Source organism: Pseudomonas sp. PGPPP1 (assembly GCF_002255865.1).
GTDB lineage: Bacteria > Pseudomonadota > Gammaproteobacteria > Pseudomonadales > Pseudomonadaceae > Aquipseudomonas > Aquipseudomonas cremoris.
This window is the reverse complement of sequence record NZ_NKIG01000018.1, coordinates 106,629-128,715: the sequence shown is the minus strand read 5'-3', so window position 1 is coordinate 128,715 and position 22,087 is coordinate 106,629. Positions and strand designations below refer to the sequence as shown.

15 protein-coding genes are annotated in these 22,087 nt (G+C 57.5%); 8 read left to right on the top strand and 7 right to left on the bottom strand.

The annotated features are described in order from the left end of the window. Positions 1 to 50 precede the first annotated feature (50 nt). Entirely contained in the window at positions 51 to 1,091 is a 1,041-nt protein-coding gene (locus CFE47_RS20005; protein ID WP_286839733.1) for an NADP(H)-dependent aldo-keto reductase, read from the top strand. A 125-nt stretch (positions 1,092 to 1,216) separates the two neighbouring features. Here the strand turns inward: CFE47_RS20005 and CFE47_RS20000 are convergent, their stop codons facing one another. Then, a complete protein-coding gene (locus CFE47_RS20000; RefSeq protein ID WP_286839731.1) occupies positions 1,217 to 2,353 on the bottom strand; it encodes an acyl-CoA dehydrogenase family protein in 1,137 nt (378 codons plus the stop codon). A 220-nt stretch (positions 2,354 to 2,573) separates the two neighbouring features. On the opposite strand from CFE47_RS20000, the gene CFE47_RS19995 reads away from it, so the two are divergent. Then, on the top strand, positions 2,574 to 3,494 hold the full coding sequence (locus CFE47_RS19995; protein ID WP_185708451.1) for a GlxA family transcriptional regulator: 921 nt from the start codon (positions 2,574 to 2,576) through the stop codon (positions 3,492 to 3,494). A gap of 140 nt (positions 3,495 to 3,634) precedes the next feature. Here the strand turns inward: CFE47_RS19995 and zapE are convergent, their stop codons facing one another. The 3 genes from zapE to CFE47_RS19980 all read right to left on the bottom strand — a co-directional run bounded on the left by zapE (position 3,635) and on the right by CFE47_RS19980 (position 6,818). After that, a complete protein-coding gene (gene zapE / locus CFE47_RS19990; protein ID WP_286839729.1) occupies positions 3,635 to 4,729 on the bottom strand; it encodes a cell division protein ZapE in 1,095 nt (364 codons plus the stop codon). Positions 4,730 to 4,808: 79 nt separating this feature from the next. Further along, positions 4,809 to 6,164, bottom strand: coding sequence for a tryptophan--tRNA ligase (locus tag CFE47_RS19985; RefSeq protein WP_286839727.1), 1,356 nt, complete (start codon positions 6,162 to 6,164; stop codon positions 4,809 to 4,811). A gap of 24 nt (positions 6,165 to 6,188) precedes the next feature. Then, positions 6,189 to 6,818 carry an alpha/beta hydrolase gene (locus CFE47_RS19980; protein WP_286839723.1) on the bottom strand — a complete coding sequence of 210 codons (630 nt, stop codon included), beginning with the start codon at positions 6,816 to 6,818 and terminating at the stop codon, positions 6,189 to 6,191. Between the two features lie 147 nt (positions 6,819 to 6,965). Between CFE47_RS19980 and CFE47_RS19975 the strand changes: the two genes are divergently transcribed. Next, positions 6,966 to 7,403: a Z-ring associated ZapG family protein gene (locus tag CFE47_RS19975; RefSeq protein ID WP_032886236.1), complete on the top strand. Its 438-nt coding sequence runs from the start codon at positions 6,966 to 6,968 to the stop codon at positions 7,401 to 7,403. 193 nt (positions 7,404 to 7,596) lie between these two features. On the opposite strand, the gene CFE47_RS19970 is transcribed toward CFE47_RS19975, so the two are convergent. Beyond that, complete coding sequence (locus tag CFE47_RS19970) at positions 7,597 to 9,327, bottom strand: ABC transporter ATP-binding protein/permease (RefSeq protein ID WP_286839720.1); 1,731 nt, start codon at positions 9,325 to 9,327, stop codon at positions 7,597 to 7,599. Between the two features lie 259 nt (positions 9,328 to 9,586). Here CFE47_RS19970 and CFE47_RS19965 point away from each other — a divergent pair, with 259 nt between their 5' ends. Continuing rightward, on the top strand, positions 9,587 to 12,169 hold the full coding sequence (locus tag CFE47_RS19965) for a dermonecrotic toxin domain-containing protein (protein WP_286839718.1): 2,583 nt from the start codon (positions 9,587 to 9,589) through the stop codon (positions 12,167 to 12,169). A 125-nt stretch (positions 12,170 to 12,294) separates the two neighbouring features. On the opposite strand, the gene CFE47_RS19960 is transcribed toward CFE47_RS19965, so the two are convergent. Both CFE47_RS19960 and CFE47_RS19955 read right to left on the bottom strand, forming a co-directional pair. Continuing rightward, positions 12,295 to 12,855: a response regulator transcription factor gene (locus CFE47_RS19960; RefSeq protein ID WP_003171731.1), complete on the bottom strand. Its 561-nt coding sequence runs from the start codon at positions 12,853 to 12,855 to the stop codon at positions 12,295 to 12,297. Beyond that, the gene (locus CFE47_RS19955) at positions 12,848 to 14,110 is read right to left on the bottom strand and encodes an ATP-binding protein (RefSeq protein ID WP_185708337.1); all 1,263 of its coding nucleotides are present in this window, start codon (positions 14,108 to 14,110) and stop codon (positions 12,848 to 12,850) included. The genes CFE47_RS19960 and CFE47_RS19955 overlap by 8 nt, the downstream gene beginning before the upstream one ends. A gap of 205 nt (positions 14,111 to 14,315) precedes the next feature. On the opposite strand from CFE47_RS19955, the gene CFE47_RS19950 reads away from it, so the two are divergent. The 4 genes from CFE47_RS19950 to CFE47_RS19935 all read left to right on the top strand — a co-directional run bounded on the left by CFE47_RS19950 (position 14,316) and on the right by CFE47_RS19935 (position 21,875). Continuing rightward, positions 14,316 to 15,029, top strand: coding sequence for an SIMPL domain-containing protein (locus tag CFE47_RS19950; RefSeq protein ID WP_286839716.1), 714 nt, complete (start codon positions 14,316 to 14,318; stop codon positions 15,027 to 15,029). Positions 15,030 to 15,809: 780 nt separating this feature from the next. Beyond that, a complete protein-coding gene (locus tag CFE47_RS19945) occupies positions 15,810 to 18,257 on the top strand; it encodes a hypothetical protein (RefSeq protein ID WP_286839715.1) in 2,448 nt (815 codons plus the stop codon). A 129-nt stretch (positions 18,258 to 18,386) separates the two neighbouring features. Beyond that, positions 18,387 to 19,988, top strand: a complete 1,602-nt coding sequence (locus CFE47_RS19940) for an ABC transporter substrate-binding protein (protein WP_286839713.1) — start codon at positions 18,387 to 18,389, stop codon at positions 19,986 to 19,988. 258 nt (positions 19,989 to 20,246) lie between these two features. After that, entirely contained in the window at positions 20,247 to 21,875 is a 1,629-nt protein-coding gene (locus tag CFE47_RS19935) for an ABC transporter substrate-binding protein (protein ID WP_286839710.1), read from the top strand. The last annotated feature ends 212 nt before the right edge of the window (positions 21,876 to 22,087 follow it).

Sequence of the window (22,087 nt, the reverse complement as noted above, 5' to 3'; positions counted from 1 at the left end):
AAAAAAAATTCAACCTGCTTTTATGATTGTTTTCCCCGAAGGAGTACCCGATGGATTATCGACAGCTGGGCCGTACGGATCTGAACGTGAGCGCGATAGCCTTGGGCACCATGACCTGGGGCGAGCAGAACAGCGAGGCAGAGGCCTTCGCACAGATCGAGCGGGCCAAGGCGGCGGGGATCAACTTCCTCGACACCGCCGAAATGTACCCGGTGCCGCCGAAGGCCGACACCTACGCCACCACCGAGCGTTATATCGGTAATTACTTCAAGAGCCGCGGCGACCGTGCCGACTGGGTCCTGGCCAGCAAGATCGCCGGCCCGGGCAACACCATCGACTACATCCGCGACGGCCACCTGCGCCACAACCGCAAACATATCGTCGATGCGCTGGATGCCAGCCTCAAGCGCCTGCAGACCGACTGGATCGACCTCTACCAGCTGCATTGGCCCGAGCGCAGCACCAACTTCTTTGGCCAGCTGAGCTACAAGCACAAGGACGAAGAAGACCTCACCCCGCTGGAAGAAACCCTCGAAGCGCTGGATGAGCAAGTGAAGGCCGGCAAGATCCGCCACATTGGCCTGTCCAACGAAACCCCATGGGGCACCATGAAATTCCTCGCCCTGGCCGAGGCCCGTGGCTGGACCCGCGCCGTGTCGATCCAGAACCCCTACAACCTGCTCAACCGCAGCTTTGAAGTGGGCCTGGCGGAAATCGCCATTCGCGAACAATGCGGCCTGCTGGCCTACTCGCCGCTGGCGTTCGGCATGCTCAGCGGCAAATACGAGAACGGCGCCCGCCCGGCCAAGGCACGCCTGACCGAGTACAGCCGCTTCAGCCGTTACTTCAACCCACAGTCGGAGGCGGCGTGCAGCCGTTATGTGGCATTGGCGCGTGAACATGGCCTGGACCCGGCGCAGATGGCGTTGGCGTTTGTGACGCAACAACCGTTTGTGACCAGCAATATCATCGGCGCCACGTCGCTTGCGCAACTGGACAGCAACATTGCCAGTGCTGAGCTTAAGCTGTCGAAAGAGGTGCTGGAGGGGATTGAGGCGATTCAGAAGGATCACCCGAACCCTGCGCCTTGATTGATCTGTAGGCCGCCTTCGCGAGCAAGCCCGCTCCCACAGTTGACCGAGTTCGAACATGAGAATGCGGTCGAATGTGGGAGCGGGCTGCTCGCGAAGAGGCCCTTAGCAGCACTACAAAATCATCAAAGCGCCCGCGCAATAATCTCCTTCATGATCTCATTGGTCCCCGCATAAATCCGCTGCACCCGCGCGTCCGCCCAGGCCCGCGCAATCGGATATTCCCACATGAAGCCGTAGCCGCCGTGCAACTGCACGCACTCATCAAGCACCTTGCATTGCAGGTCCGTGGCCCAGTACTTGGCCATCGCGGCCGTAGGCACATCCAGCTTGCCTTCCAGGTGTAATGCCATGCACTTATCAACAAACACCCGGCCGATCTGAATCTCGGTCGCCATCTCCGCCAACTTGAAACGGGTATTCTGGAAATCGGCAATCGCCTTGCCGAACGCCTTGCGTTCACGGGTGTATTCCAGCGTCCACTCCAGCGCCGCCTCAGCGGATGACAGCGCACCGATCGCCACGGTCAAGCGCTCCTGGGGCAGCTCCTGCATCAAGTATGCGAAGCCCATTCCGGCCTGGCCCAGCAGGTTTTCCTTGGGCACACGCACGTCCTGGAAGAACAGCTCGGACGTGTCCTGGGCCTTCATGCCGACCTTCTCCAAGCGCTTGCCCTTGTCGAAGCCCGGCGTATCAGCCTCCACCAGAAACAGGCTGGTACCCTTGGCGCCGGCCTTGGGATCGGTCTTGGCGACCACGATCACCAACTCCGCCAGGTAGCCGTTGGTGATGAAGGTCTTGGAGCCGTTGATCACGTACTCATCACCGTCCAACACGGCGCTGGTCTTCACGCCTTGCAGGTCGGACCCCGCCCCCGGCTCGGTCATCGCAATCGCCGTGACCATCTCGCCGGAGATCAACTTGGGCAAGTACTTGTGCTTCAGCGCTTCGCTGCCGTAATGCAGGATGTACGGCGCGACGATGTCCGAATGCAGGGAAAAACCGATGCCGGTGAGACCCAGCCGACTGATCTCCTCGATCACCACCGCACTGTAGAGAAAATCCGCGCCCAACCCGCCGTACTCCTCCGGCAGGTGGGAACACAGCATCCCCGCCTCCCCTGCCTTGCTCCACAGGCGACGGTCGATATAACCCTGCTTCTCCCATTGCCCATGGTACGGCGCGGCGTCTTTTTCGAGGAAGGTACGCACGCTCTCGCGAAAGAGTTCGTGCTCGGGGCTGAACAAGGTTCTGGGGATCATGGCTCACCTGCGGGGATTGTCGGACAAAAACAAGCCCACAGAGACTATGCCGCGAAGGCATCACGGGACACTGGACACATGCGACAAAAAATAAGACGATCCAGCCGTCTGGTGACCACTTTCCCCTATAAGAATAAATGAAATTATGTCTAACCAAATCTCCACGCCCCTGCGGCGCGTCAGCATTTTGGCCATTGATCGGGTATTCGCTTCAACCCTCATGCAAGCCAAGGATTTCTTCCACCTCGCCAGCCTGCGTTACGGCAAGCAACAAGGCCTGGGCCTGACCCCTGCGTTCGAATCACGACTGGTCAGCCCCGATGGGCAATCGGTGCGCAGTTTCAGTAATGTGATCATGCCGGTGGACGGCGGCCTGGAAGACGCCGACATCATCGTGTTACCTGCCTTCTGGGATGATTTCGATGCCCTGTGCAGCCGTTACCCGCAAGTGCTGCCGTGGTTGCGCGAGCAACACGCCCGCGGCGCAGTGCTCTGCGGCGAAGCCACCGGGGTGTTCTGGCTGGCCGAAGCCGGCCTGCTTGATGGCAAGGAGGCGACCACTTACTGGCGTTTCTTCAATGCCTTCAGCGAGCGTTTCCCCAAGGTTCAGCTCAACCAGGACAAGCACCTGACTGACGCCGATAACCTGTACTGCGCGGGCGGCACGACCTCGGCATGCGACCTTTATATCTACCTGATCGAACGCTTCTGCGGTGCCAACATCGCCCAGGCCGTGGCCCGCGACATCCTCTATGAAGTGCAGCGCAGCTATTCACCTGGACGTATTGGATTTGGCGGGCAGAAGCTGCACCAGGACGTGATCATCCTGCAGATCCAGCACTGGCTCGAAGAGCACTTCGCCGACAAGTTCCGCTTCGAAGACGTCGCCCGCGAACACGGCATGAGCATCCGCAACTTCATGCGTCGCTTCCAGACCGCCACCGGTGACAAGCCGCTGCATTACCTGCAGCGCCTGCGTATCGAGACCGCCAAGGGCCTGCTCTCGGGCAGCCGCAAGAGCATCAAGACCATCAGTTATGAGGTGGGGTATGACGATGCGAGTTTCTTTGCGCGGCTGTTCAGGCAGCACACGGAGCTGTCGCCGAACCAGTATCGCCAGCAGTTTCAGCAGGCTGCATAACCCGAGCTAAACACTAAACCAATGTGGGAGCTGGCTTGCCTGCGATGGCGGTCTGTCAGTCAGCTTATGTGCTGGCTGATACACCGCCATCGCAGGCAAGCCAGCTCCCACAGTTGATCTCCATTGTTTTAGAGATTGGCTTACGGCTTATGCCCGCGCGACAGAAACTCGTGGGATTGCATCTCTAGCAAACGGCTGAGCGTGCGCTGGAATTCGAAATTCAAACGACCGCCGGTATACAGGTCCTTCAACTCGACTTCCGCCGAGATGATCAGCTTCACGTTCCGGTCGTAGAACTCGTCGACCATGTTGATAAACCGCCGCGCGATGTCGTCGGTGGTCACGCTCATCTGTTCCACACCACTCAAAATCACGGCGTGGAAGATCTTGCCCAGCTCGATGTAGTCGTTCTGGCTGCGCGGGCCGTCGCACAGGGCGCGGAAGTCGAACCAGGCCACGTCATCGCAGGTGCGCAGGGCGATGATCTCGCGGTTCTCGATCATCAGCTTGTCGTTTTCCACCGCCTGGGTGCATTCCGGCGTCAGCGCACGGAAGCTCTTTTTCAGGCTCTCGTGGGCCGCTTCGTTCAGCGGGAAGTGGAACAGTTCCGCTTGCTCCAGGTGGCGCAGGCGATAGTCCACGCCGCTGTCGACGTTGACGATCTCGGTGTTCTGCTTGATCAGCGCAATGGCCGGCAGGAAACGCGCACGCTGCAGGCCGTCCTTGTATAGGCCATCAGGCACGATGTTCGAGGTCGCGACCAGGGTCACGCCGTTCTTGAACAGCTCTTCCATCAGCGTGCCGAGGATCATGGCGTCGGTGATGTCGGAGACAAAGAATTCATCGAAGCAGATCACCCGCGCTTCGTCGGAGAAGCGCTTGGCGATGATGGTCAGCGGGTTTTTCTCGCCCGGCAGGGTCTTCATTTCTTCGTGCACACGCTTCATGAAGCGGTGGAAGTGCGTCCGGACTTTTTCCTTGAACGGCAGCGCTTCGAAGAAGGTGTCTACCAGGTAAGTCTTGCCCCGGCCCACGCCGCCCCAGAAATACAGGCCCTTGACCGGCGTGTGGTCCTTCTTGCCAAACAGCTTGCTGAGCAACCCTGGCTTGTTTTGCGAGGCCGCGATGAGGTCATCGTACAGGCGCTGCAAATGACGCACCGCCGTTTCCTGGGCCGCGTCATGGAAGAATTCAGGGCGTTTCAGATCAGCTTGATATCGTTCTAGGGGCGTCATAATTTCGTTAGCAAGGCAACAAAAACGGGCCGCCACTGTAACGACGGCCCTGATTAATGGCAATCAACCCTTGGTCGGGTCAATCCTCGATAGGGGTCAACGCGATGCGCAGTGCGGCGATGGCGGCATCGCGGGCGCCACTGTCGGCGAACTCGGCGCTGTCCGCCACTGCCGCACCGTCCAGCCATACGCTGAAGCCCAGGGCTTCAGTGCGTACGTCCAGCGCGTCACCGTTTTGCAACTGCTTGGTCACAGCGCCTGCGGCTTTACCGTCGGCAAAGTTGCGCGACAGCAGCAGTTGCTCGCCATCAGCCGCCAGCAGGCGGAAACGGAAGCTGCCGTCAGCTTCACGGAAGCTTACGAAACGCGCAGCCTTTGCAGCTTTCTTCTTGGTCGCGACCGGCGCCGCAGCCTGCTCGACGAACGAACGCAGGCCAACCGCTTCACGCAACTCTGCCAGAAACGGAGCAGCCACAGCACGGGCCTTCTTGGCACCGATCAGCAGCAGGTCTTCCATGTCCGACGGGCGCGACATCAGTTGATGATAACGCTCGCGGGCTTCGCCCAATTGGCCGTCCAGCAGTTGGAACAGACGGTTCTTCGCCTCGCCCCAGCCCAGGCCTTGCAGCAGTTCGGCGCGGAACTCTTCTTCCTGGGCCTTGCTGGCAAACGCCTGGAACAAGGTGAACAGGTGCGAGTTGTCCGGGTCCTTGGCTTCGCCGGGTGCGCGCGAGTCGGTGACGATCCGCGAGATCGCGTCCTTCATGTCCTTGGCGCTGGTGAACAACGGAATGGTGTTGTCGTAGCTCTTGGACATCTTGCGGCCATCCAGGCCCGGCAAGGTGGCGACGCTTTCTTCGATCAGCGCTTCGGGCATGGTGAAGAATTCTTTACCGTTGCCGAACAGGTGGTTGAAGCGCTGGCCGATATCGCGGGCCATTTCCACGTGCTGGATCTGGTCGCGGCCGACCGGCACCTTGTGTGCGTTGAACATCAGGATGTCCGCCGCCATCAGCACCGGGTAGCTGTACAAGCCCATGCTGATGCCCGCATCCGGGTCTTCGCCGGCTTCCACGTTCTTGTCCACCGAGGCCTTGTACGCATGGGCGCGGTTGAGCAGGCCCTTGGCAGCAACGCAGGTGAGCAGCCAGGTCAGCTCGGGGATTTCCGGGATGTCGGACTGGCGGTAGAAGGTCACCCGGTTCACATCCAGGCCACCGGCCAGCCAGGTCGCGGCAATTTCCATGCGCGAGCGCTGGATGCGCTGCGGGTCATCGCATTTGATCAGGGCGTGGTAGTCGGCCAGGAAGTAGAAGGAGTCGGCGTTGGCGTCTTGACTGGCGAGGATCGCCGGGCGGATCGCACCGGCGTAGTTGCCCAGGTGCGGCGTGCCGGTGGTGGTGATGCCGGTGAGGATACGGGTACGAGTCGTCATGGGTAATCGCTTATCAGACTGCTATCAATTCGAGAGGCGTGGCAGCACCAGATCCTTGAGATCGGTGAGCTTGCCATGAAAAAAATGCCCGCATTCTGCCACTTTCAGCAGCTCATGGGGGCGTTTCAGGGCGGCAGACCACTCGTAAACGGTTTGCGGGTCGACCACTTCGTCGGTTTCCGGCTGGATCAGCGTCAGCGGGCAGCCCTGTGGCAGCACGTCGGTGTCGCGCAGGCGCATCACCGCAGCGGCAACCATGAACAGGTGCGCAAGTGTTTCACCCTTGGCTTCCAAGCGGCCGCCGAGGCTGGCGGCGACATAGCCACCGAAGGAAAAGCCGAGCAGCGTGATCGGCAGATCCGGGTGTTTTTCCCGCAACCAGGTGGCGGCCGCTTCGGCATCGTCCACTTCGCCCGTGCTCATGTCGTGGGTACCGGCGCTCGCGCCGACGCCACGGTAATTGAATCGCAATGTAATCAAACCCGCATCGCGGGCGGTACGTTGCAAGGTCGATACGACTTTATTGAGCATGGTCCCACCCTGCACCGGGTTGGGGTGACAGATCAGCGCCAGGCCCCGTGGTTCGGGGTGATCCAGGTACAGTGCTTCCAATTGGCCTACCGGGCCATCGATCAAAACGGGGGTTTCACGCATGAGCAAGGAATGAACTCCGTGACCTCTCAATGGGTCGACTCGTCTAGCTAAAAGTCTGTGCTTGGCATCATTGCGAGCTTAATCGCGGTATACAGCGCAGGTTTGAGCCGTTAACGTAAAGCAAAGCCGTTTATAGAGGAAGGACTCGTGGAACACTCGCTCTTAGTTTGGTTGTTGCCGACTCTTGCCCTGGTTGCCGGTGTCGCCATTGGATTCCTGGTTGCTCGCCTGCTGCCGAATGCCGCGCCTAACCGCACGCAGCGTCAGCTGGATGACATTCAGGAACGTTTTGACAGTTATCAGAACGAGGTTGTTACCCACTTCAACAGCACCGCCAACCTGGTCAAGAAGCTCACCCAGAGCTACCAGGAAGTACAAGACCACCTCGCCGATGGCGCCAACCGCCTGGCCCTCGACGACATCACCCGTCAGCGTCTGCTGGCCGCGCTGCATTCCGATGCACCGCAAACTCCACGGGAGCGCCTGACCCCACCCCGGGAAAATCAGGAGCCACCACGGGACTACGCGCCAAAAACGCCAAACGCCCCGGGTATGCTGGATGAGCATTACGGTTTGAAGAAGTAAGCTTTCTTCAAGCAATAGAAAAGCCCGGCTGATCGATGATCAGCCGGGCTTTTTGTTGGAGCTCATTCTTAAGAACACCAGTGATCAAATGTGGGAGCGGGCTTGCTCGCGAAGGCGGAGTGTCAGTCACTGAAGATGTTGACTGATCCACCGCTTTCGCGAGCAAGCCCGCTCCCACATTTTTGACCGTGCTCTAACCTAAGGTTACGGGTTGTTCCAGAAGCCTCCCACCCTCAATCCGCACATGCCGCCCATGGAAGCGCTTGAGGCTGCTGCGATGGCCCACGCTGACGATGCTCAAACCCGGCAGCTCATCAATCAGCGCTTGATACAACGTCGCCTCATCCTCTTCGTCCATCGCCGAAGTCGCTTCGTCCATGTACAGCCATTGCGGCGCGAACAACAACGCACGGGCAAACGCCAGGCGCTGCTGCTCACCCGGCGAGAGCATGCGTTGCCAGTGATTCGCCTCATCCAGGCGGTTGACCAGGTGTGGCAAACGGCACGTCTCCAACACCTGTGCATAACGCTCGGCCGAGTACACGCTGTCGTCCTGTGGATAACTCAGCACGGCTTTCAAAGTACCAATCGGCAGATACGGTTTTTGCGGCAGGAACAAGTAGCGCGCCGCCGGCAGGCGAATGCTGCCGTGGCCCGCCGGCCACAGGTGGCCCATCGCACGCAACAGGGTACTCTTGCCGCTGCCGGAGCGGCCACTGAGCATCACGCGCTGCCCAGGCTCTACACTCATATCGGCATTGGTCAGCAGGTGACGGCCATCTGCCAGGTCCAGGCCCAAGCCCTGCACAACCAAGCGTTCGCCTTCCGGTCGCACATCAATCGCCGCAGGACGTTGCTCGTTATCACTCATCGCCTGATGAAAGCTGAGCAGACGATCACTGGTGGCGCGCCACGAAGCCAGGTCCGAATACGCGCTGATAAACCAGCTGAAGTTCTCCTGCACGTTGCCGAACGCAGAGTTGATTTGCATCAGCTCGCCCAGTTCGATCTTGCCGGTGAAGTAGCGCGGCGCGGCGACGATGAAGGGGAAGATGATAGCGATCTGGCTGTAGCCCGCCGTGAAAAAGGTCAGGCGCTTGGACACTTTCATGATGTCCCAGAAGTTGTGCCAGACCTTGCCGAACCGGGTGCTCAAGCGCTGCTTTTCATTCGGCTCACCGTTGTACAGCGCGATGCTTTCGGCGTTCTCACGTACCCGCACCATGGAGAATCGCAGGTCCGCTTCGAAGCGTTGTTGTTGGTTACTCAGGCCGATCAAGCGACGACCGATCAGGTGCGTCAGCCAACTGCCCACGGCGGCATACAGCAGCGCGCACCAGAACATATAGCCGGGAATGGTGATACCAAACACTTCGATGCTGCCGGAAACACCCCACAAGATGATGGAGAACGACACCAGGCTGACAACGTTACGCAGCAAACCGAGGCCCAGGCTCAGGGTACTGGAGGTGAAGTTATTGAGGTCTTCGGAAATCCGCTGGTCCGGGTTATCGGTGTAGCCGCCCTGCTCCAGCTGGTAATAGTTTTTGTCGGCAAGCCAACGTGCGAAGTGCTTTTCGGTAAGCCAGGCACGCCAGCGGATGGTGAGCATCTGGGTCAGGTACAGCCGATACACGGCGCCCAGGATGGCCACGGCGGCGATCCCACCGAAATAGCCGATCAGTTGCCAGAAGGCATCGGTGTCCTTCTTTTCCAGAGCGTTGTAGAAGTCCTTGTACCAGTGGTTGATCCACACGGAGATCGCCACGCTGAACAGCGACAGGCCAATCACTGCGGCCAGTAGCAACCAAGCCTTGCCCTTCTCTTCACTGCGCCAATAGGGCGTGATCATCGCCCAGGTTCGGCGAAAGAATTGCCCACGTACCGCGTCATTGACCGCGGAGTACTCAGCGTTCTGATTCATCGTTCAGGCTCTGTAAGAAAATGTGACAGGCGTTTGAACCGATCATAGACGATCGGTTCAAGACCCCGCGCAGCCTGAAGCAGATTGTTCAGACTTTGTTCAGCGCCGTATCGGACGTAGCCGAAGATGGCAGGGTTCCTCGCGTAAGGCCTGGTCCTACTTCAGAGCGCACAAAAGCTCGTACCGACAGTGGAACCCTGCTTACTCAGCAGCCACATAAAGGACGACTGGTATCCCAATAAACGTCGAGACATCCCTTATGCAAATCACGCCCTCACCCATGGATTCTTATCGCCTGCCAATTCAGTCAGAGCTACCGCCCGACAGTAACGACCATCAGGTAATCAGCACGCATCAGCGCCATAAACGTACAACCGACGCCCACCTTCCCAGCCGTCTAGCACCCGCCACGGGCACCGCCACTAAAGAGGTCCGCCACACATACGATCCCGGCAAAGGGGTCGACGTCGGACAAAAAGCCCCCGTCCTGGTCAATCTAGGCGCAAACCCCAGCATCGACTCCATCGCAGAGCAAATCTGCGGCGAATTCAACAGCGTCGAACAAGAAGCCTCAAACTTTCTCAGCAACTTGTTTGCTGAAAAAAAGGCAAAGGCAAAAAACCCAGCAGAGAAAGATAAGTGGAGTGTCGACCCCGACAATACTTACCTCGTCACGTTCGATTACAACACCAGCGGAGACAGGCCTTACCCCGCGAAGATCATCCAAAAGATCTCACTGACACAAGCTCTCATAAAGAATGCTCAAGACACTCCAGCGGGCAAAGGGTACGCCGTGCCCTTTTACGCGGGCGGCCCAGAGGTCATCCTCAAGCCCGAGCTGCAAACCCTAAAGCCTTCGACATTCGACTTCTCAAGCCGCATTAACCCCTACAGTGAACAGGCTGACATTACGCACACCTACCAAGGTATCTACGTCGAATCGGAAGATGAGCCTGCACCGGTTTACAACGGAGGAAACCAGAGCCTGATCACACCGGATGAGTTCAAGGCGTTAATTTGGAAGGCTGACTACCAAAAGCCGTACAAGGCGTTCCTGGATAGTTTCTGGAGCAGTCATAAAGAAAAATACCCTGCGGTGGCCAAGGCATCCTTTATCAAATCAGCCATCACACAACAGCTGGAAGGCAGCCTGAGCCCAGAGGGTCGCAACTTGATCATGCGGGCGGCAGGCGTGCCAGATGTGCAGGCGTCATGGCCAGACATCAACGCTGAAGACTTACAAAAGAACCCACCCAAAGATCCCACTATCGACATGGGGCTGCTGAAACTCGGCAGCTATCAATCCACCGACCTTATGTACATAACGGACACCAAGAAAACCCCAGCGCTCACCCTGCTTTACATACCCGGAAACTCTTCCCCCATTCACAGCTTCAGCAGTCAGGCTGAAATGAAGGCATGGCTCGCCAGAGAAATGGCCGACCCAGTCAAACTCAATGCCTTGGCCTCGCACTTTGCACTGAAAGACAAGCCCAATGGCTTCACGGAGGCCGGGATAGATGAGACGTTGGCCGGGCTCGGTACATGGCCTCAAAAACGGGAAACCCCAGGCGGACGATTTAGCTACGACCATCTGGCGTTTAGTGGCTCTTGGGACCCGCAGCAATACATCAAGCTTGAAGCTAACAACTTACCGTTCGATGAAATCGCCAAACGTCAAAAAGATCGTTCCTATGCCGATGCCGACGTAAAGATCACCAGCGATGCAGACCTGACCAAAGACGAGGTCCTCTCAGGCCTGGAAAAGACAACAAAGGCGGCACTGTTTCTCACCCCCCTGGCACTGGTAGTGCCTGAAGTCGCATTGGCGCTGGATGCTTTCTATCTGGTGGACGGCGCCGTGACGACCGTTATCGGTATCGACGACACCGTACAGGGCAAACCGAATGGCACCGAACGGATTGTGTTTGGCGCCCTCAATGCGGCTCAGGTGATGACTCCCCTTGTTGTGCGCAACTTCGTGAAATCTGGCGAACCCGGCATTGAGGCATTCTTGCCGAACAAGTCCGGCCTTCATGAGGAACCCGCACCAGGCAGTACAAACCGAAGTGAAGAGCCCGATTCGAACGCGGCTTTCGATACCTCATACAGCCAGCGCCAACTACCCGACTACAGCGCCCATGCAATGCCTGATGACTTTCTTGAGGGCAAGACAAGAAGAGGAGACGGCACTTACCAAGTCGGCGATGACTTCTATGTCAAGTTCACCGACGGTACGGGTGTGAGCAGAGCATTTGAGGTCGAACGGTTTTACAAGGGCAACGGCAGTCCTATCCGCGTGATTGACCCCGCTAGCAAGACGCAGGTGATGATGTTGGTGCCGACCGAAAACGGCGAATGGCGATTGGCCAATCTAGAGGGAGGGGTGAAGAGCAAGGTGCCTTCGGTTGCAACCAAACCACCCTTGGTCAATCACCCGGATTGGCAGAACATACTGGATTCGGGTGAACACAACGGACAGCCCGTTTACATTCACTACACCAGCAAGGCTGGCGCAGAAGCGATCGCCAAGGAACACAGCATCAATGATTTGGCCCGTGGCGAGAGGCGAGCGGGCTCAAAGGGCGGGGTGTATGTAAATCCCCCCGGCCAGCAATTCAACGGGGACAACGTTGAAAACCTCTTGTTTCTGGGGAATGAGCGTTACAAAGACAGTGGCAATTATAGGGTGATATTCAGCACCGATCAGCCGCCGACGAACCTGGGCCCAGTCACGCAAGGCAGCCCGTTCGTAGAGCTTAAAATGCAAAGGGAAATCAAACTGACCGCGTCGAACTTGCTGTATTTAGGGCCCAATACGTTCCCTGACTACTTCGCCTGAGCGCGGCCGCGATAAATGAGGCAATGATCAAGGAAAATGCCGCAAGAGCCAGCCCTTTCCGGCGAAGGCGGCTTGAGGCAAAGGCGCTCGAACGCCCCTTGATCATGCCCACACTGCAACCCTGTTCAGCGCCGTACCGGGCGCTTCTGCAATTTGCGCTGCAAGGTGCGGCGGTGCATACCCAGGGCGCGGGCAGTGGCGGAGATGTTGCCTTCGTGCTCAGTGAGTACGCGCTGGATGTGCTCCCACTGCAAGCGGTCCACCGACATCGGGTTTTCCGGCACCAGGGTGTCGAGGTCGGCGTGCTCGGAAAGCAAAGCGGCCAACACGTCATCGGCATCTGCCGGCTTGCACAGGTAATTGCACGCGCCGCGCTTGATCGCCTCGACGGCGGTGGCGATGCTGGAATAGCCAGTGAGGATCACCACGCGCATTTCCGGGTCCAGTTCCAGCAGCTTGGGCAACAGCACCAGGCCCGAGTCCCCGTCCATTTTCAGGTCAAGGGCGGCGTAGTCCGGCAGGTCGGCCTGGGCGATGGTCAGGCCTTCTTCGGCGGAGCCTGCGGTGCTCACGCGGAAACCGCGACGGCTCATGGCACGCGCCATCACGCGGGTAAAGGTGGCGTCGTCATCTACCAGCAACAGGTGCGGCAGTTCTTCGCCTTCGACTTGGATCTCGTCACTCATCGATATCTCCTCGTGCGACACGGGGCAGGCGCAGCTCGGTAAGCGTGCCACCTTCCTCATGACTATAGAGCTTCACTGAGCCGCCCGCGCGGGTCACGCTGGCCTTGCTCAAAAACAGGCCGAGGCCGAAGCCTTTGCCCTTGGTGGTAAAGAATGGTTTGCCGATCTGCTCGGCAATGGCCAACGGCACGCCCGCGCCGTGGTCACGAATGCTGATGGTCACGTCTTCCGCATCCCAATCCAACTGTACGCCCAAACCTTCCGGGCAAGCGTCAGCGGCGTTGTTCAGCAGGTTGAGCAATGCCTGGGTCAAGTCGGGTGGCGGCGCCATGCGAGGCACGGTGCCCTGGCCCAACAGATTGAAGCGGTAGCTGGCTTCGGGCCGCATCAGGTGCCAGCGGTTCAGGGCTTCATCGAGCCACTGGGTCACGTCCTGCATTTCCACCGCCAGTCGGCGATTGGCTTCGGCTGCGCGCACCAGTTGCTGCAAGGTTTGTTTGCACTGCTTGACCTGTTCGCGCAGCACGCCGAGGTCTTCCTGCAGCGCAGGGTCGTGATGGTCCTGGGTCATTTCGTTGAGCAATACGCTCATGGTCGCCAGTGGTGTGCCCAACTCATGAGCCGCGCCGGCGGCCTGGGTGGCGACGGCCAGCAGTTGTTGGTCGCGCAGGCCCTCTTCACGGCGGATGGCGCGTAGTTCTTCCTGGCGGCGCAGCTCTTCGGCCATGCGTGCGGCGAAAAAGGTAATGACGGCGGCAGACAGGGCAAAGCTCAGCCACATCCCGTAGATCTGCAGGTTTTCCCTGGCGATGGGGAAGGTTTGCAGCGGATAGAAGCGCGCCAGCAACAGGGTATACAACGTCAGGGCGATACCCGACAGCACCACCGAGTAACGCCACGGCAAGGTCACCGCCGCAATGGTCAGCGGCACCAGGTAATACGAAACGAACGGATTGGTGGAACCACCGGAGAAGTACAGCAACACACTGTGGATAAACAGGTCGCAGGCCAATTGCAGCGCGTATTCCAGCTCGGTCACCGGCCAGGTGGTGCGCAGCCGAATGGCGGTGAACACACACAGCACGATGGAAAACCCGAGGGTCACGCCCAATTGCAGCCAGGGCAGCGGCAGCAGGTCGAACCAATAGGCGAGCCCAACGGAGCCAGCCTGTGCGGCCAGGACCAGGGTGCGGATAAACGTCAGGCGCCAGAGGTTCTGGCGGGTGGCGGAAGTCAGTTTTACGGCGGCGAGCATGAGCTCTCCCGATGAGCGCTGCAGGCGGATCGGCAGGAGTATAAACGATGCAAGCAGGCTGGCACGGCGTGTGTGGCTCTTTGCCGCAGGCCGGACGAATGACCGTTCGTCGGCACCGCCACAACTTGTAGGTAATGTGTAAACCCGAAGAACCCAATACCACCGTCTACAGTCTTACCGAACACGAACACCTTAAGGAGCTTACATGTCTCGTTTCACTCGCAGTGCAGCTGTTATCACCCTCGGCGTCGCCACCCTTGCCAGCCTCCCGGCCCTGGCTGCCGAAGGACTGAACTACAACCAGATTTCCCTGCGCGCCGAGGTCAGCCAGGAGGTGGCCCGCGACAAGATGATCGTGACCCTCTACACCGAATCGCAAAACAGCGACCCGGCCAAGCTCGCCGCCGAAATCACCACCACCATGAACAAAGCCCTCGGCCAGGCCCGCGAAGTCAAAGGCGTGACCCTGCGCCAGGGCAGCCGCAACAGCTACCCGATCTACGACAGCAAGAACCAGAAGATCACCGGCTGGCGTGAGCGCGCCGAGTTGCGCCTTGAAAGCGCGGACTTCCCGGCGCTGTCCAAGCTTACCGGTGAACTGCTGAACACCCTGAAAATGGAAAATATGGACTTCGCCATCGCCGACGCCACGCGCAAGGCCAGCGAAGACTCGCTCCTCAAGGACGCCGTCGCGGCCTTCAAGGCGCGCGCACAACTGGCCACCGACGCACTGGGTGGCAAGGGCTACAAGATCGTCAACCTGAACTTCAACACCAACGGTTACCCAATGCCCTACGCGCGTAATGGCGGGATGATGATGAAAGCCGCCATGGCCGATTCGGCGCCCACGCCGGAAGTGGAGGCTGGCACAAGCCAAGTGAACATGAGCGCCGATGGTGTAATCGAAGTATTGCAGTAGGTTTTTATACGGCAGAAGACGGCGCAGCCTTAAAAGGCTTGCGCCGTTTTTTTGTGTGCCGTTCTACGAACTGATCTGATTCAGCAGCATGTCCGGAACAATCCAAACATCCAGCGCTCATCACCCTTCAAAAGAACAAAGCGCGCATGCTATGCCTAAACTCTGTAGGCTTTTCTTCAAACTCTTTTCTTACCTGGCGCTAACCGACCTCAAAGTGGAACTGTCCCTCCCCACATGACCACAAATAATCGCAATTAAACTTTCTTGAACTGACAACTCATGCGCTTAACCTGCCCTGAGTGCTGCCTTTAATTCTTGAAACTTAATTACAACCAAAGCAACTGATTGAGGATGACCTCCCACACCTATAGTCCAGTGACGACTGGCACATAGTCAGACGTGGGCCAGCAGGACGCACAGGGAATGGCGCGACCACGTTATTCGCACATCTGATGCCACTGCCATTACGCGAATAGCGACTATGAAACCCATGAATTCAGTGAGTCGATTATGAGTATACATTCGTACATCCCGCCAAGCCATTTAGCGCCGAATTCCCCACTCGCACATGGTCATTACACTACGGCGACTAACGAGTCGCATCCCCCCCAACATACAACGTCGGGAGCAGCGGGTGCCCAAGAAAACAACGCATTCAGTCTTGGACAAAAAACGCCTTCTGCCACGTCACCTGATACTGTGGCGGATAGTTACAAAACAATAATTTTTGGGTCAAACACCGCCTCCGGCCCCACCTCGAGCTACACCAAAGAGGAGCGGGTGCAGCATGTCGATGACTACGCCAAACGCGTTAAATCTCAAATAGCAAATATAGAAAATGGTCGAGAAAGTGAACGGAATGTCAAGTTCCAAAGCGCTCGCCAATTCATGGAGCCCGCAGGGTATTTCAGTGGCGGGTTGCTGGCAGCAGGCTATGATCCACATGAAAAAGTCAAGGTTACATTCAACACCTACGTAGGCATGGGAGTCGGTAAAACGCTGACACGTTCCGACGTGCAAATTTACTACGCGTGGGAAATTGCAGCAGGAGCTTTGGCTCACGATAAAGTACCGCGAGGGGGGGTGGTCAACTTCCACTCGATGGTTATAGACAAAGAGTGCAAGGCATTGATCAACGCACTCGAACCCCTTGGTCAGAAACTTCAGAATCACTGGGAAAGAGAGATAGCCGCGCCAATGCGCGATGCCTCAGGAGAACTGGAGCGGCGCTCGGGGAAGGCAGACACCTACGTTATTCGTGGCACCTTGCAAAGCCTGGCCAGCAATAAGGATAGCTTTGAACAGTTAAGCCCGGACGCTAAAGAAGCCATCAATCGCACACTGAAACATAACGGCCAAGTTATCATCCCCAACGTCTATGGTTACCCATTATCCGGGTACACTTTCATTCCCTACACCCCGTATGATGGTAATTATGAAAATCGCCCCAACCAGGGATTGATGATCGACCTGAAACACGGAGCCGTCCATGAAATCAAAGGTGACAAGGCGTTCGCCGGCTGGGCAAAAAACAATCGAGAGAACCTGAAGGTCAGTTTCAACGCTGGTGATCGGCAAGGCGGAAAAGATGCACACTGGCCAAAGACTGGCGATGTTCTCGACACATTGATTAGAGGCAACAACGCGACTTATCCGGGTTATCAAAACCTCCTAAAAGATAAAGCAATACCGGTTCAGGAATTATTCAATTATACGCGCGCACGGGATGAAGACTATCAGTTGAAGTATGGCAGCTTGGATAACATTTCCTCGACGTACCAGGAGCAAAACGCAAAAAATTCAATATGGACCGACCAAACCGAAGTGTTCGGCTCTTCTCAAAAAAGTTGGAAGTCTGCCAAAGATTTTTGGGGTAATACGTTCGGTTATGTACCCATTGTGGGCAACGCCGGCAACATTGTCTTCGGCGTCCATGACGGTATCTATGGCAAGACAGCAGATGATCGCGTTGGCGGCAACGCAGGAGCCGTTATATCAGGCCTGCAACTGGCACATGAACTTGCCACCAGTGGGTTATCGGCGGGGCTGGAGGAGCCAACTGCCAATTTCAACTCAACCGCTACTGGAAACTACAGCTGGAGATACAACTCGCCAACCAACGAATTTGAGCTGGTACGTACACCAAAGGCTTCGAACGCCAGTGACTCAATCCCCGCTATCAAAGAGGGAACGGCTGAAATAACACCGACTACCGAGCAACACGTAGCCTTCCCTGGCATGCGAGAAATCGAATTCAAGGGTAGAAAATACTTCGTCGCCGATAAACCAGATACCGGGGACGGGCAACATTATCTGTTGCGTGTTAGACATCCGGAAGACCCCTCCAAGCTGGCAAGTGCCGGCATCATTGCCAAGCCTGACGACACGGGAGTTTGGCAAAGAAGGGGGGTAGAGGGCGGTGCGAAGTGGCCATGGCAACGCAACCCATCTCCCACGCCTAGCGACGACGCCAAGACCCCACCAAAAATCTCAGACGGTTTCGAAATCTTGGGTGACCCAAAAACCAGCGGCGCTGAAAGACTTGATGAGGTCTTGAATTACAACAGCAAGACGCACTACCAAGAGTCAGTGAGCAACTTCGAGGAAGGCGGTACCGCTAAGCAGAAGCTCACTGTCACCTGGAGCGTTGAAGAGAACAACTTCAATGTTTCCCCCACAGAGGCGGCGGGGCCCAATGAGTACGGGACAACCCCTTATTCGCAAAACTTCCTGAAGGACCTGAATCGTGACCGCTTTACCGTCGTTACAAAGGGAAATGCCGGCGATACCAGAGTCGAACTCGACGCCACGGGAACTGCTTCGGGTGAAACGCTACAAAAGCGGCTGCAACAATTTGAGAACGCCATCCCCAATTCAGCAATGCGTGCCCGTACTTCTGAAATCGCGCATCAAGGCAGTGTTGCGCCCGCTTCGGTCGAGCTGGCAATGAATCAATTGAAAGATCACGTCGGCTTCAGGGGCGCAGACACTCACTACACCATCATCTACGACCCCGCCAACAACACGGCTGAAGTCAGAGTCACCGCGCAAATTAAACTGCTCGACCTGGACAAAGATGCCGCTGTTATCCCCGATATGGAGGTCACGGCGCAGCGAACGTTGAAGATCCGTGAAAGCAACGAACTTGTCGATGACGGCAACCCCTATGTCGTCGAAAAAGAAGCACCGTTTACCTTGAGCGTATCCAGTATCTCCGATCTGGGATAACGCAGCGGCAAGCATTGGCCAACGCCGGTGCCAGCCCCCCCCCCTACCTAGCAAACCAGAACGGCGGTAACCTCGGTTCCGCCGTTTCGTTTGGGCGGCTTTTATATGCCTGCCACTTCAGGGGTCTCCATGGATAGAATCGCCTTCAAACCGCTCCTCCTGGCTGCAGGCCTGCTGGCTTTTATGCCGATGGCCCACGCGGCCACTACCCTGGTCTACTGCTCCGAAGCCAGCCCCGCCGGTTTCGACCCCAGCCAGTACACCAGTGGCACCGATTTCGATGCGTCCGCCGAAACCGTGTTCAACCGCCTGACCCAGTTCAAGCGCGGCGGCACCGAAGTCGAACCCGGCCTGGCGACAAGCTGGGACGTATCCAAAGACGGCCTGACCTACACTTTCCACCTGCGCGATGGCGTCAAGTTCCACACCACCGATTTCTTTACCCCTACCCGCGACTTCAACGCGGATGACGTGCTGTTCACCTTCAATCGCCTCCTGGATGCCGACAGTCCGTTCCGCAAGGCCTACCCTTCCGAGTCGCCGTACTTCACCGACATGGGCTTGAACACCACGATCAAGAGCGTCGACAAACTCGACGACCACACCGTGCAATTCAACCTCAATAACGTTGACGCCTCGTTCGTGCAGAACCTGGCCATGAGCTTTGCCTCGGTACAGTCCGCCGAGTACGCCGCTCAACTGTTGAAGCAGGGCAAGGCGGAAGACATCAACCAGAAGCCGGTAGGCACCGGGCCGTTTGTGTTCAAGCGTTACCAGAAGGATTCGCAGATTCGCTACGTGGCCAACAAGCAGTATTGGAAGCCCGAGGATGTGAAGCTCGACAACCTGGTGTTCGCGATCACCCCGGACGCGGCGTCGCGACTGCAGAAACTCAAGGCCGGCGAATGCCAGGTCAGCGGTTACCCACGCCCCGCCGATATCGAAGTGATGAAGCAGGATCCGAATCTGCGCGTGCTGCAACAGGCAGGTTTCAACCTGGGTTTCCTGGCCTACAACGTGACCCATCCTCCGCTGGACCAACTCAAGGTCCGCCAGGCCCTGGACATGGCCATCGACAAACCGGCGATTATCAAGGCGGTGTACCAGGGCGCCGGGCAATTGGCGCAGAACGCCTTGCCGCCAGCGCAGTGGTCTTATGACCCCAACATCAAGGATGCGCCCTACGATCCCACCAAGGCCAAGGCGCTACTAAAAGAAGCAGGCGTTGCACCAGGCACCACCATCAACCTGTGGGCAATGACCGTCCAGCGTGCATCCAATCCGAATGCGCGAATGTCGGCACAAATGATCCAGCAGGATTGGGAAAAAGTTGGCATCAAGGCCAACATCGTCAGCTATGAGTGGGGCGAATACATCAAGCGCGCCAAAAATGGCGAGCACGACGCGATGATTTACGGCTGGACCGGCGACAACGGCGACCCGGATAACTGGCTGGGTGTGCTCTACAGTTGTGCTGCAGTGAAGGGCAGCAACTACGCCAAATGGTGTAACCCGGGCTACGACAAACTGGTGCAGCAGGCCAAACTCAGCAGCGACCGTGAGCAGCGCATCAAGTGGTATCAACAGGCGCAAAAAATCCTTAAGGAACAGGTACCTATAACGCCTATTGCGAACTCGACGGTTTTCCAGCCGCTGCGCAAGGAAGTCAAAGATTTCAAGATCAGCCCGTTTGGGCTAACGCCCTTCTACGGCGTGAGTCTAGATAAGTAACAGCACCGCCCCAACCGGGTGCGCTAGACGCCTCGGTTGGTCTTTTTTGGTGCGCCACATGCACCGAAAAAACCCTCCAAATGTACGCAATTGTGTAGAAACTTTCATAATTGCGACATTCCTGTACGTTCGTACCACTGTTTCAGCCTCCTAACGGTTCTGCATCTTGCATTGGGTATGGCCCCTGCATAAGTATCCGCAGGCCGACTCACGAGGTCGCCCTCACCACCAAAAATGACAACAAATCATGAGGCCAACATGCTTAAACACGCAGTCATTCCGTTAATTGTTAGCGCTGGCCTTATGGCCGCAGCCCCTTTCGCCCAAGCGGCGACTAACCTGGTGTTCTGCTCCGAAGGGAGCCCGGCCGGTTTTGACCCAGGCCAGTACACCACCGGAACAGACTTCGATGCTTCGGCCGAAACCATGTTCAACCGTCTGACCCAGTTCGAGCGCGGCGGCACCGCTGTGATTCCTGGGCTGGCCACCAACTGGGACGTTTCCCCGGATGGCCTGACGTACACCTTTCATTTGCGCGACGGCGTGAAGTTCCACACCACCGCGTACTTCAAACCGACCCGTACCTTCAATGCCGATGACGTGCTGTTCACGTTCAATCGCATGATCAACAAGGACGATCCGTTCCGCAAAGCCTACCCCACCGAGTTCCCGTACTTCACGGACATGGGGATGGACACCAACATCAAGAACATCGAGAAAGTCGATGACCACACCGTCAAGTTCACCCTTGGCACCGTGGACGCGGCTTTCATCCAGAACCTGGCCATGAGCTTCGCCTCGATCCAGTCTGCCGAATACGCAGCCCAACTGTTGAAAGAAGGCAAGCCTGCGGACATCAACCAGAAGCCGATCGGCACTGGTCCGTTCGTGTTCAAGAGCTACCAGAAAGACTCGAACATTCGCTACACCGGCAACAAGGACTACTGGAAACCTGAAGACGTGAAGATCGACAACCTGATCTTCGCCATCACTACCGACCCGTCGGTACGCATCCAGAAGCTCAAGAAAAACGAATGCCAGGTCACCCTGTTCCCACGTCCGGCCGACCTCAAGGCACTGGGCGACGACAAAGACCTGAAACTGCCGCACCAGGCCGGTTTCAACCTGGGCTACATCGCCTACAACGTCATGCCGGTGCTCAAGGGCCAGACCGCGGCTAACCCGCTGTCCGACCTGCGTGTACGTGAAGCGCTGGACATGTCGGTGAACAAGCAGCAGATCATCGACTCCGTGTACCAAGGCGCCGGTCAACTGGCGGTCAACGCCATGCCGCCGACCCAATGGTCCTACGACACCACCATCAAGGATGCGCCGTACGACGTCACCAAAGCCAAGGCTTTGCTGAAGGAAGCAGGCGTCAAGGAAGGCACCGAGATCACCCTGTGGGCGATGCCGGTCCAGCGTCCGTACAACCCGAATGCCAAGCTGATGGCCGAGATGCTGCAGAACGACTGGAAACAGATCGGCCTGAAGGTCAACATCGTCAGCTACGAGTGGGGCGAGTACATCAAGCGTTCCAAAGGTGGCGAGAACCAGGCCATGATCATTGGTTGGAGCGGTGACAATGGTGACCCGGACAACTGGCTGAACGTGCTGTTCGGCTGCGACTCGCTGGCCGGTAACAACTTCTCCAAATGGTGCGACAAGAAATTCGACGGCATCGTAAAAGAAGCCAAGGCCACCTCGGATGTCGCCAAACGCACCGAGCTGTACAAGCAGGCGCAACATATCCTCAAAGATGCAGTCCCGATGACACCTATCGCGCACTCGACGGTGTATCAACCCATGCGCAACACCGTGCAGGACTTCAAGATCAGCCCGTTCGGCTTGAACTCCTTCTACGGCGTGAGCGTCAGCGGCAAGTAAGGATCATTGACGGCGACGTTTCATAACGTCGCCGTTATTGCATCCGCCCGGACCGTAGGACACAGACCACATTCGAAATCGTTGCTTCCTACAGCAATGAGCTGCGATGTGCGCCTCCGTTGCCTACAAGGTCAATCCGATTTTGCGCATTTACTGCGAAGCCCGCGGCCCATAACGTCGTAGGACTGCAGAGCCGCCAATCTAGGAAGGGC